The sequence below is a fragment of the Actinosynnema sp. NPDC050436 genome (assembly GCF_040655415.1).
Classification (GTDB): domain Bacteria; phylum Actinomycetota; class Actinomycetes; order Mycobacteriales; family Pseudonocardiaceae; genus Actinosynnema.
The window spans coordinates 120,130-131,268 of the sequence record NZ_JBFAJV010000020.1 but is presented as its reverse complement, the minus strand read 5'-3'; the positions used below and the strand labels follow the sequence as shown (position 1 = coordinate 131,268).

The window sequence follows — 11,139 nt, the reverse complement described above, 5'->3', positions numbered from 1 at the left end:
CTGCACTCGTGAGGGTGTGGGAGAGTAGGACGCCGCCGAACATTTCTTTCCCTCAGGGGCACTCGACACGTCGGGTGCCCCTGAGGGCTTTTTGCATTCCCGGTGGTGCTTCCGGCGGCCGTACGGACTACTTTCTTGCCATGCACCACGAGCACGCCGACCCCAGAGCGCTCCGCAGGTGGGGCGCGGACGCCTCGACCCTGCTCCAGTCCGACCTGGCGACCAGTCCGTTCCGCGTCGACCGGGACCGGGTGGCGAGTTCCCCGTTCTTCGCCCGGCTCGGCGGCGTCACCCAGGTCGTGAGTTCGACGGGTTCCGGCCTGCTCGTGCACAACCGGCTCACCCACAGCCTGAAGGTGGCGCAGGCCGCGCGGGCGATCGCCGAACGGCTCGGCGCGCGCCCGGAACTGGCCGGCGTGCTCGACAAGCTCGGCGGGTGCGACCCGGACGTGGTCGAGGCCGCAGCGCTGGCGCACGACCTGGGCCACCCGCCGTTCGGGCACCTCGGCGAGCAGGTGCTCGACCGCCTGGCACGCCACCGGTTCGGCCTGTCCGACGGGTTCGAGGGCAACGCCCAGTCGTTCCGCATCATCACCACGACCGACGTGCGCGGCCCGGCTGCGGTCGGGCTCGACCTGACGGTCGCGGTGCGGGCGGCGATGCTCAAGTACCCGTGGACCAGGCTGTCCTACCCGAAGCCGCACCCGAGGGACCTGGCCGCCCCGCCACGCGGTGCGGCCGAGCCGCCGGACGCGCCGGGCACGGGCTCGGCCAAGTTCTCCGCCTACGTCACCGAGCTGGACGACCTGACGCAGGCCCGCGAGTTCTACGCGGGACGGTTGGAGCCGTGGCAGCAGACCGTTGAGGCGTCGGTGATGGACACCGCCGACGACATCGCCTACGCCATCCACGACCTGGAGGACTTCCACCGCGTCGGGGTGTTGCAGCACGCGACCGTGTCGGCGGAGCTGAACACCTGGCTCGACCACGCCGTCGAGCTGGCCGGTCTCGGCGCCGCCGACCTGGCCGCGCAGGAACGGCGGCCGGGCCGGTCGTTGGAGGCGCTGCGCCGCCGACTGCACCTGAAGGACTCGTGGGCGGTGAGCGACGACGCGTTCACCCAAGCCGTGGCGACGGTCCGGACCGAGCTGGTCGGCGGCCTGCTGTCGGTGCCGTTCGACGGGTCGGTGGAGGCGGAGCAGGCGGTTGCGGCGTTCTCCGCGCGGTGGACCCGGCGGCTGGTGGACTCGGTCGGCGTGCTGGAGGAGCCGACCACCCGGTCCGGGCACGTGGTGCTGTCCGTCCAGCAGTGGCACGAGGTGCAGGTGCTCAAGTTCGTGCACCGCAGGTTCGTGCTGCTGCGCCCCGACCTGGCGCTGCACCAGCGCGGCCAGGCCCGGTTGCTGACCGCGCTCGTCGAAGCGCTGGAGCAGTGGGCGACCGACCGGCACGAGGCCGACCGGCTGCCGCGCCGGCTGCACGACCTCATCGAGCTGGCCACCGGCGAGTACACGGCGCTGGCCCGCACCGACCCGTCGTCCCTGGTCGGGGCGACGGGGGATACACCGTCCGGACCGGACGCTGTTCGGACGCTCGCGCGGGGCCGGGCGGTGGTCGACTTCGTCGCCTCGCTGACCGACAACCAGGCGGCGGCGCTGCTCGATGCCTTGTCAGGGCGTACGGGACAGCTGTGGACGGACGCGTTCGTACTGTGAATTGTGATGGATCCCGCCGTCCGGGAAGTAGGCCGAACGGTGGCAGACGGTACTCATCCGCGCACAATACGTTGTGAGCTTTCGGTCGGGGACTCCCGACCGATGGCCGCGTGCGTCGGGGGCACGCTCGACGTTGGGGGACGCCAGTGCGCTCACCGAACCGCCGAACCCGAAGAAACTCCCTGGTCACAGCCGGTGCCGCCGTCCTGATCGCGTTACTCGGCTCGGTCACGCCGGCTTCCGCCGACCCGGCCCGCGCCGGGAAGGGGCCGGAGGACAGGACCGCCGCCCAGATCTCCGCGTTGCAGTCCATCAAGAAGTCCGTCACGCCCGCCGAGTCCAAGGTGGACAGTGCGCTGATCGTGGAACAGCGCCGCCGCGCCAACGCCACGACGTTCAAGAAGCTCCCCGACCTCCAGACCGGGGTGAAGGTCCACAGCGGGAACACCGTGCTGGTGGACATCCGCGCCACCAAGGTGACCGACGAGCTGGTCGCCGCCATCCGCAGCGCGGGTTCCGCCGTCCGCTCGGTGTCCACCGAGGGCAGGACCGTCCGCGCCCAGATCCCGCTGTGGGCGCTGGGCCGGCTCGCCGGCCGTGCCGACGTCCGTCGCGTGGAGACGGCCGTCGACTACAAGACCTACCACCAGCAGGACCGCGCGGCGCGCGACGCCAAGGCCCCCTCCAAGGAGGACCGGGCCAAGGAGGTCGAGGCGCGCACCCGCGCGGCGCTGGACTCGCCCCGGATCGCCGCCGCGAAGATCGGCGAGGGCGACCGCGCGCACGCCGCCGACACCGCCCGCCAGACGCACCGGGTCACCGGCACCGGCGTGAAGCTCTGCGCGCTGTCCGACGGCGTGAACTCGCTCGCCGCGTCGCAGGCCGCCGGCGAGCTGCCCGCCGTGGACGTGCTGACCAGCCAGGAGGGTTCCGGCGACGAGGGCACCGCGATGCTGGAGATCCTCCACGACATCGCGCCCAACGCCGAGCTGGGCTTCGCCACCGCGATCAACGGCGACGCGAGCTTCGCGGACAACATCAAGGCCCTGCGGTTCCGGCTGGGCTGCGACGTGATCGTCGACGACATCCTGTACTTCAACGAGTCACCGTTCCAGGACGGTGTCATCGCGCAGGCCGTGGACGCGGTCACGGCGGACGGCGCGGTGTTCTTCTCGTCCGCCGGCAACGACGGCAACGTCGCCGACGGGACGTCCGGGCACTGGGAAGGCGACTTCGTCGACTCGGGTGTGGGCGTCGGCAAGTACGCGGGCACCGCCCACGACTTCAACCCCGACCCGAGCGCCAAGCAGGTGTTCAACCCGCTCTCGGAGAGTTCCGGCAACGTGCCGGTGACGCTGTTCTGGTCCGACCCGCTGGGCGCGTCGTTCAACGACTACGACCTGTACGTGGCCAACGCCCAGGGCAACGTCGTCGCGTTCAGCCAGAACAACCAGGACGGCACCCAGGACCCGTACGAGCGGGTGCAGACGCCGACCGGCGGGACCGCGTCCGGCCTGCGCCTGGCCGTGGTGAAGTTCCGGGGCGAGAACAGGTACCTCGCGCTGACCGCGCTCGGCGGCCGGTTCAAGGACTCGGCGGACGGGCTGAAGAAGTTCGCCACCCCCGGCGTGACCCGGGGCCACTCGGCGGCCAAGGGCGCGATCTCGGTGGCGGCGGCCCCGGCGCACAACCCGCTGCCGTTCGACCTCGAACCCGGTGACCCGGCGAACCCGCGCGGGCCGTACCCCAACGCGTTCGACAGCACGCAGAAGCCCGAGCGCTTCACCTCGGACGGACCGCGCCGCCTGTTCTTCGCGCCCGACGGCACCCCGCGTGCCGAGGTCCGGCAGAAGCCCGACCTCACGGCGGCCGACGGCGTGCAGACCACGCTGTCCGGCTTCAACCCGTTCTTCGGCACCTCGGCGTCCGCGCCGAACGCCGCCGCCATCGCCGGCCTGGTGCTGTCCGGCAACCCCGGCCTCACCCCGGCCGAGGTGCGCGACGCGCTGACCACGACCTCGCTGGACATCGCCGAGGCGGGCGCGGACAACCGGACCGGTGCGGGCATCGTGCGCGCCGACCTGGCCCTGGCCTACACGGGCGCGTCGCCGCAGCCGCTGGCGCGTGCGCAGAAGCCGTCCGTCGTCAACGACGCGGACGGCAGCCAGTACCTCAAGCCGGGCACCACGGCGACGCTCACCGTGCCGGTCGCCAACAGCGGTGACGGGGTCGCGGCGTCGACCAGCCTCGTGCTGACCACGCCCGCGGCGGGCGTGACCATCGCGCCGCGCTCGAAGTACTACGGCAACGTCGAGGTCGGCCAGACCGTGACCAACACGTTCAAGGTGACCGTCCCGGCGTCCGCGAAGGTCGGCGTGCCGCTGCGGCTCGACGCCAAGGTGACCTACGCCGGTTCCACGTCGCCGACGACCAGCACGTTCCAGATCGGCGTCGGCGAGCCGTCCCGCGAGACGAAGCACTTCGCGTACACCGGGCCGGCCCTGGCCATCCCGGACAACGACGCGGTGGGCGTGTCGGTGCAGATCCCGGTCACCGGGGTCGGTCGCGGCTCGAAGATCACGTTCTCGATCGACGGCGACACCTGCACGGCCGCCGACGGCGCGACCACGGTCGGCATCGACCACACGTTCGTCGGTGACCTGGTCGGCACGCTGACCTCGCCGTCGGGCGCGACCGCGACGCTGTTCCAGCGCAACGGCGGCACCGGGTCGAACCTGTGCCAGGTCGTGTTCGACGACTCGGCGGCCCGCGCCTTCTCGACCGTGTCGGCGGGCAACGCCCCGTTCACCGGTTCCTGGCGTGGTGCCGGGTCGTTGAACGCCCTGCTGGCCGACTCGGTCGACGGCACGTGGACGTTCAAGGTCACCGACAACGCGGCTTCCGACCGGGGCTCGATCCGCTCGGTGTCGCTGCACCTCAACGGTTACGTCTGAGAGCCCGGGTCCGGGCCGGTCGAGGACGTCGGCCGGCCGGGCTCGGTACCCGTTGCGCCACAACAGGTCTCCGTGAGCGAGCGGAGGATGCAAGAGGGTGCGTAGTCCCGAAGGCCGGTCCCGTCGCGGTGCCGGCCTTCGGCGCTCCACCGGCCGACATCCCGGACCGCCGCCGGTCCACCTGGTTTCTCCGCACACGGCGACGGCCCCCGGGATTCGGAATCCCGAGGGCCGTCACTTCGGACCTGCGACCTCCGGCGACCACGGTCACCGGGGCGACACCTACTTCGGCCACTCCCAGCGGATGCCGAACACGCCGGGCCCGAACCCGAGCGCCACCGCGTGCACGCCACCGGCGTTGTCCAACGCCAGGTTGCGCCGCCGCGACGGCGTGTCGTCCCCGGCCGGCACGCTGAACTGCTGGCAGCGCGACGGCAGGTACGACTGGTCGAACCGGACCTCGATCACGTACTCCCGCACCGGGAGGCGGAACTTCCGGGCGAACGTGTTGTTGCCCGCCGGGTAGTGCCCCTCCTTGAACAGCAGTTCGTACTCCATGATGATCGTCTCGCCCCTGGCCAGGGGCCGGTCGAACATCAGCTCGGCCGCCATGATCGTGGCGTCGGTGTCCTCGGCGACCCGGCCCAGGTGGCAGTTCCGCAGGTTGACCACCTGCGGGAGCACGTCGGACTCCTCGGTCTCGAACACCAGCGCCCAGCGGTCCGGGCCGTCCTGCTCGGCACGCAGGATCTGCCGCACCCACGCCGACCGCTGACCGCCGTCGGCGGCGATCTCGATGCGGTCGTGCTGGCTGATCCGGCCGAGCTTCACGTCCGAGGACGTGTCCACCTTGGTGAGCAGGTTGGCGACCCGTTCACGACGCGCCCACAACGCGTCGATCGGCATCATCGTCGTCGGGCGCGACCGCCTGCCGCGCGGCCGGGGAGGGCCGAGCAGCGCGGACAGGCCCGCCTGGGGGACGCCGAGCACGGTCTCCAGGTGGCGCAGTGCTTCGAGCGACTCGGGACGCTCGGGTCGACGTCGGCCGGACTGCCAGTAGCTCAGCGTCGCGACACTGATCGTGACCCCGCGCAGGGCGAGCCTGTGCTGGATGCGGTCGAGGCTCAACCTGCTGGCTTTGATAGCTGCCCTCAACGCCTCCGGGAAGGGACCCGTGGTCAAGAGCTGCGCAAGACTGCCGTGTCCCGTCGAGTCGAGTTCGTCGACGGACAGGTTGGGTCGACCGGCAGCGTTGGTCATTGTGACTCCCCGCTGTCATTAGATCACGCCCCAGTGACCCTACCCGCCAACGCGATGCGCCGGTGCCTTCCAGGCGGAGTCAATGGTTGGGCCATACGGGTTACGAGTTCACTGGGATGGCGCTCGTTCTGTCAAGTGGTGATTGCCCTAGCTTCGGTATCTGTAAACCCGCCGGTAACATTGTGCCCGAGGTTCCGGAGGTTCAGGTAGTCGCCTTCGGGTTATATGCGCGCCGTTATGGCCCACGCACGGTCTGCGTGCTGTCCACCGCCTGCGCCCACCGGATGGCGACGCGTGATCGTTTGGCCCTACTGTGGGCCCCGTGACCGCCGCCCAGGACCTCGTGCCCGTGCCGGAGGACCCGCTCACCGAGGTGGCCACAGCGGTCCTGGGCGCGGGCCGGCACGAGATCGCGGACCTGCTGGACGTGGTCCGTCACCCGTCGCCGAACGCGGTGGACGTGGTCCGCGCCGGCGACGACCTGCTGCCCCGGCTCGCCCACCAGAACACCCTGCCCCGAGCGCTGCGCCTGGCCCGCGAGGCCCTGCGCCCCGGCGGGTTGCTGGTGGCGGCGGTTCCCGAGCTGGACAAGCTCAGCAGGCTCCGCCCCGTCGCCCCACCGCCGAAGGTGTCCGGCCGGGGCCCGGACCGCCAGGTCACGGTCCAGTTGTGGGACTGGTCGCCGGACGGCGAGTCCTACGCGCTGGAGGTGGTCCAGCTGGTGCGCGGCGACTCGAGCTGGGAGGTGGCCAACACGGTCGCCACCCGCCACCGCGTCCTGTCGCCCGAGCAGATCTCGGACGAGCTGACCGAGGCCGGCTTCAGCGCGGTGCAACGCTTCTCGCCGGCCGAGTGCGGCCACCCCCTGCCGGTGTGGGTGGCAGTGGCCCCGGCATGACCGCACCACCCACGCCCGCCCCCCGACCTGACGCCACGACGGCCCAACCCGGCGTCACGACCGCCCGGTCCCACGCCACCCCGGACCGGCCCCGCGTCACACCGGACCGGTCGTGAGCAAGATCCGCCCGGTCTCGGGAGGCGGCCGGGCCGTCGAGGTCGCCCCGGAACGCCTCGCCGGCTGGTTCGCCCGCTTCGCCGACCGCCACGACGGCATAGCCACGACCCGGACGACCGCCACCCAAGTCACCGTCACGGCCCGCGACGGAGCCACCGCACAGGTGACAACTTCCTTTGAAGAATTCACCCTTACGGGGGAGGTTGACGGCCTCAACATCACCGCGCTGGTAGCCCACGCCACGACGTCGCGCCGCCTCGGCCTCCTCCTCGTCCGCCTCGGCGGTCACAGCATCGGCGTGGCCCAGGACGGCGAGGTGCTCGTCTCGACTACCGACAGTCGCCAGGTCCACGGCCGTAACAAGGCCGGCGGCTGGTCCCAACAACGCTTCGCCCGCCGCCGCGAGGGCCAGGCCCGGGTCGCCCTCCAGGCTGCGGCCGACGACGCCGCACGCGTGCTGGTCCCGCGCTTGGACGAACTGGACGCCGTGGTCCTGGGCGGTGACAGGCAGGCCCTGGACGCCCTCCGCGCCGACCGCAGGCTCACCACCCTCTTCGCCCGAGCCTCCGACCGAGTGCTGGACGTCCCCGAACCCCGCCGCACGGTCCTGGAAGAAGCCGCCGAACGCGCCCGCGCCGTGGAGATCATCGTCCGAGACCCCGGCGACACCCCCAAACCCCCAGCGCACCCCCTCACCCCCCTCCCCGAAGACCCCCCACCCTCATACCGCCCCTGACAGCCCCACCACTCCAGGCCCCGCCGCCCGCCGCGCACTGGCCCGCCGCGCACTGGCCCGCCAGCTCAGCCAGTCCAGCCGAGCCCAGCCGAGCCCGCCTGCCTTGCCCCTGCCCTGCCTGGCTCAGCCGTCCGCCCGTCTCCGTCCGCCCGTCTCCGGCCCCCGTCTCCAGCCCGCCCGTCTGCCCGCGTCCGCCCGCCTGTCCACCTGCCTGCCCGCGCCCGTCCGCACCCGTCCCGCTGCGCCGACCTGGCCCGCCCATCCGCCCCCGCCCGCCCATCCGCGCCGGCCCGCCCATCCGCCCCGGCCCCACCTGCCCCGATCGGCCCGCCCTGACCACCTCGGGTCGCAGTTCAGAAGGTCTTGGCCACCTCCCGGGCAGTCGCCAGGGCAGTCTGGCGCGAGTCCTCGACGTCGCCGGTCAAGGTCGGGTGGTGGCGAATCTCCGTCACGTCGGTGATGCCCGCCCACCGCAGCCAGTTGTCGAAGTACGTGGACTGGAAGTCCGCCCCGAACCCCGGTGCGACCTCCGGCCCCCAGATCGAGCTGGTGTACACGACGGCGGCCCGCTTGCCCCGGCCGGCCAGCAGCGGCAGGTAGCCGGTCTCGACGTCCACGCCGAACACCATCCCCGGCTGGGACACCACGTCCACGAACTGCTTGAGCACGTAGGGGATGCCGGAGTTCCACATCGGCACGCTGAACAGCAGCCGGTCGGCGGAGGTGAACCGCTCGACCGCCGCGACGACCTCGCGCCAGACGGCCACCTGCTCGCCGGTCGGCTCGTCGCCCCGGATCACCGCCATCTTCGCGGCGGTCGCCACCGGCCCGAACGCGGGCAGCGCGCCGTCCCACAGGTCCCAGTGCTCGACCACGTCGCCGGGATGGCTCTCCCGGTAGACCTCGACGAACGCCGACGCCACGGCCAGCGACTCGGACTGCTCGCCGCGCGGCGAGGCGGACACGTGCAGCAGCTTCGCCATGTCAATTCCCTTCCTCGGCAAATCGGACTAGAGTCCGTTTCATGCCTGCCGACAGTAGCGGACCGCAGTCCGGTTCGTCAAAGACCCCGATCGACATCTCCTTCCGGAACCTGTCGGTCGAGTACTCGCCGCCGCTCCGGGCCGATGCCGCGCGGAACCGGGTCAAGGTCCTGGCGGCGGCGGCAGGGCTGTTCTCCGAGCGCGGCGTGGAGAACGTGACGATGGACGACGTGGCTGCCTCGGCCGGGGTGGGGAAGGGGACCCTCTACCGCCGCTTCGGTGACAAGTCCGGCCTGGCCACGGCCCTGCTGGACCACCTGGAAACCGAACTCCAGGAGGGCATCCTGAGCGGTCCGCCCCCGCTGGGGCCGGGTGCTCCGCCGGCTGAGCGGCTGATCGCCTTCACCGTCGCCTACCTCGAATTCCTGCGCGACTCGCTGGACATCGTCCTGCTGTCCCAGACCTCGACCACCGGGGCCCGGTTCCGCACCGGCGCGCACGCGTTCTGGCGCAGGCACTGCGAGTACCTGTTGGAACAGTGCCGCGCCCCCGCACCCGGCGTGGCGGCGGACGTGCTCCTGGCCGGGCTGTCCGCCGAGCAGGTGCAGCACTGGCTGGTCGACCGGGGCCTGCCGTTCGACCACCTGGTCGACGCGTTGTCGCAGGTCACGAGGTTGCTGACAAGTTGAGGAAATTCATGACAACCCCCGAGCCCGCCCACCGCATGGATATGGGCGAGGGGGTCACCAGGGAGGTGGTCCGCCAGAACCCGGGAGATCAACCATGCGCACACGACTCGTCATCGCCGCCGGAGCCGTCCTCGTCGGCGGGATAGCCGCCGCCGTGCCCGCCCTCGCCGGCACCTCCGGTGACACTTCGCCCGCACCGGCCCCGCCCACGTCGGTGTCGGTCACACCGGCTCCCACCACCCCGGCTCCCACCACCCCGGCCGCCACGACACCGGCACCCGCACCGGCCCCGAGCACGCCCGCACAGACCACCCCGACACCCACCAGCCCGGGGTCGGCCACGCCAGAGCCGACCACGCCCGCACCGAGCGCACCGCCCGTGCCGGTCACGCCGCGCCCGTCGCCCAGCGCGCACCCCACCCCGGAACCGGCGCCCACCCCGCCGGAGCCGAGCGCCCACCCGAGCACCGCCCACCCGACCGCCGCGTGGCCGGAGCCGACCGCGTACCCGACCGCCGGCAACCCGCAGCCGACGGCAGCGCCGAGCACGACGAGGCGCTGACGGCGTGAGTTGGGACGCGGAATTCACCCAGTACTTCGACCGGTGCGCCGACTCGATGCGCTTCACCGCGTATCTGTTGTGCGGCAACCACCACGAGGCCGAAGACGTGGTGCAGGCCGCGTTCATCAAGCTGTACCTGGCCGGCCCGAAGCTGGTCCGGAGAGAGGGCTTGGACGCCTACCTCAGGCGGATCGTGGTCCGCACGTTCCTGGCCGAGCGTCGCAGAATGCGCTGGCGGCGGGAGAAGCTCAGTGACGTGCTCCCCGAAGTGCCGGTGGGCGCGGGGTTGAGCGAGGACAAGGTGGTGGTGTGGCGTGCTCTGTCGACGGTCCCGGCGAAGCAGCGCGCGGTGCTCGTGCTCCGGTACTGGCACGACCTCGGTGTGGAGGAGACCGCCGCCGCGCTGCGGTGCTCCGTGGGCACGGTGAAGAGCCACACCAGTCGCGGGCTCACAGCGTTGCGGCAGAAGCTGGGGCCGTCGTTCGGCGAGTTGTGGCAGGAGGTGTCACCCCGTGCTTGAAGACCAACTCAGGGAGCTGTTCGAGGAACTGGACATCGAGCGCCGGCCCCGGACGTTCGGCGCGGTGGACGTCATCCACCACGGCCTGGAGATCAAGAGCCGCCGCAGGGCGCTGACCGTGGCGGGCAGCGCGCTGGGGACCACGGCGCTGGTGGTGGCGGTCGGCTTCGTCCTGGCGGGGCTGCCGGCGTCCCACAGCGACCCGGCGACCCCGCCCGGCATCACCACCCACGGCCCGGACCCGACTCCGCAGTCCCCGGTGCCGTCCGTGCCGACCGGCACCCCGACGCCCGGCCTGCCGCACACCACACCGCCCTACGCCAACCCGCCCAGCACTGTCCAGCCCAGCGCGATTCCGTCCAGCCCCATCACACCCAGCCCCATCACACCCAGCCCCGTCACACCCACCGGCGACCCGCCCAGCGCCACCACGCCTCCGACCCCTACCGGCTCGCCGGGGCCGTTCAACACCGCCACACCACGACCTCCGGCCACGAACCTGCCGCAGACGACCGCCGACCACACCGCCCACCACACCGCCGACCCGCCCGCCGCCACCGCCTTACCGACACACGCGATCACGGACGGCCCATCGTTTCGGGCCCTGACCACCTGGAGGCACTGACGTTCACTGACCAACTGGCGTCCACGGCAACTGGTTGACCCTCACCCTGTCGGCAGCAACTTGCCGGCCTCTCACCCCCA

Annotated in this window: 10 protein-coding genes; 8 read left to right on the top strand and 2 right to left on the bottom strand. The window is 71.9% G+C overall.

Features of this window, described 5'->3' with window-relative positions:
• Window positions 1-140 precede the first annotated feature (140 nt).
• Entirely contained in the window at window positions 141-1,715 is a 1,575-nt protein-coding gene (gene dgt, locus AB0I60_RS33850) for a dGTP triphosphohydrolase (RefSeq protein WP_360737325.1), read from the top strand.
• A gap of 146 nt (window positions 1,716-1,861) precedes the next feature.
• On the top strand, window positions 1,862-4,669 hold the full coding sequence (locus tag AB0I60_RS33845; protein WP_360737323.1) for a S8 family serine peptidase: 2,808 nt from the start codon (window positions 1,862-1,864) through the stop codon (window positions 4,667-4,669).
• A 282-nt stretch (window positions 4,670-4,951) separates the two neighbouring features.
• On the opposite strand, the gene AB0I60_RS33840 is transcribed toward AB0I60_RS33845, so the two are convergent.
• Complete coding sequence (locus AB0I60_RS33840) at window positions 4,952-5,929, bottom strand: hypothetical protein (protein ID WP_360737321.1); 978 nt, start codon at window positions 5,927-5,929, stop codon at window positions 4,952-4,954.
• A gap of 322 nt (window positions 5,930-6,251) precedes the next feature.
• On the opposite strand from AB0I60_RS33840, the gene AB0I60_RS33835 reads away from it, so the two are divergent.
• Both AB0I60_RS33835 and AB0I60_RS33830 read left to right on the top strand, forming a co-directional pair.
• Window positions 6,252-6,827, top strand: coding sequence for a hypothetical protein (locus tag AB0I60_RS33835; RefSeq protein WP_360737318.1), 576 nt, complete (start codon window positions 6,252-6,254; stop codon window positions 6,825-6,827).
• Between the two features lie 112 nt (window positions 6,828-6,939).
• Window positions 6,940-7,680 carry an acVLRF1 family peptidyl-tRNA hydrolase gene (locus AB0I60_RS33830; RefSeq protein WP_360737316.1) on the top strand — a complete coding sequence of 247 codons (741 nt, stop codon included), beginning with the start codon at window positions 6,940-6,942 and terminating at the stop codon, window positions 7,678-7,680.
• A gap of 353 nt (window positions 7,681-8,033) precedes the next feature.
• Here the strand turns inward: AB0I60_RS33830 and AB0I60_RS33825 are convergent, their stop codons facing one another.
• The gene (locus AB0I60_RS33825) at window positions 8,034-8,663 is read right to left on the bottom strand and encodes an NAD(P)H-dependent oxidoreductase (protein ID WP_360737314.1); all 630 of its coding nucleotides are present in this window, start codon (window positions 8,661-8,663) and stop codon (window positions 8,034-8,036) included.
• Window positions 8,664-8,704: 41 nt separating this feature from the next.
• On the opposite strand from AB0I60_RS33825, the gene AB0I60_RS33820 reads away from it, so the two are divergent.
• The 4 genes from AB0I60_RS33820 (at window position 8,705) to AB0I60_RS33805 (ending at window position 11,059) form a co-directional block, all read left to right on the top strand.
• Window positions 8,705-9,352 (top strand): TetR/AcrR family transcriptional regulator, encoded by a 648-nt coding sequence (locus AB0I60_RS33820; protein WP_360737311.1) that lies wholly within the window; start codon window positions 8,705-8,707, stop codon window positions 9,350-9,352.
• Between the two features lie 94 nt (window positions 9,353-9,446).
• Window positions 9,447-9,914 (top strand): hypothetical protein, encoded by a 468-nt coding sequence (locus AB0I60_RS33815; RefSeq protein WP_360737309.1) that lies wholly within the window; start codon window positions 9,447-9,449, stop codon window positions 9,912-9,914.
• 4 nt (window positions 9,915-9,918) lie between these two features.
• A complete protein-coding gene (locus AB0I60_RS33810; RefSeq protein WP_360737307.1) occupies window positions 9,919-10,434 on the top strand; it encodes a SigE family RNA polymerase sigma factor in 516 nt (171 codons plus the stop codon).
• Window positions 10,427-11,059: a hypothetical protein gene (locus AB0I60_RS33805; protein WP_360737305.1), complete on the top strand. Its 633-nt coding sequence runs from the start codon at window positions 10,427-10,429 to the stop codon at window positions 11,057-11,059. The genes AB0I60_RS33810 and AB0I60_RS33805 overlap by 8 nt, the downstream gene beginning before the upstream one ends.
• The last annotated feature ends 80 nt before the right edge of the window (window positions 11,060-11,139 follow it).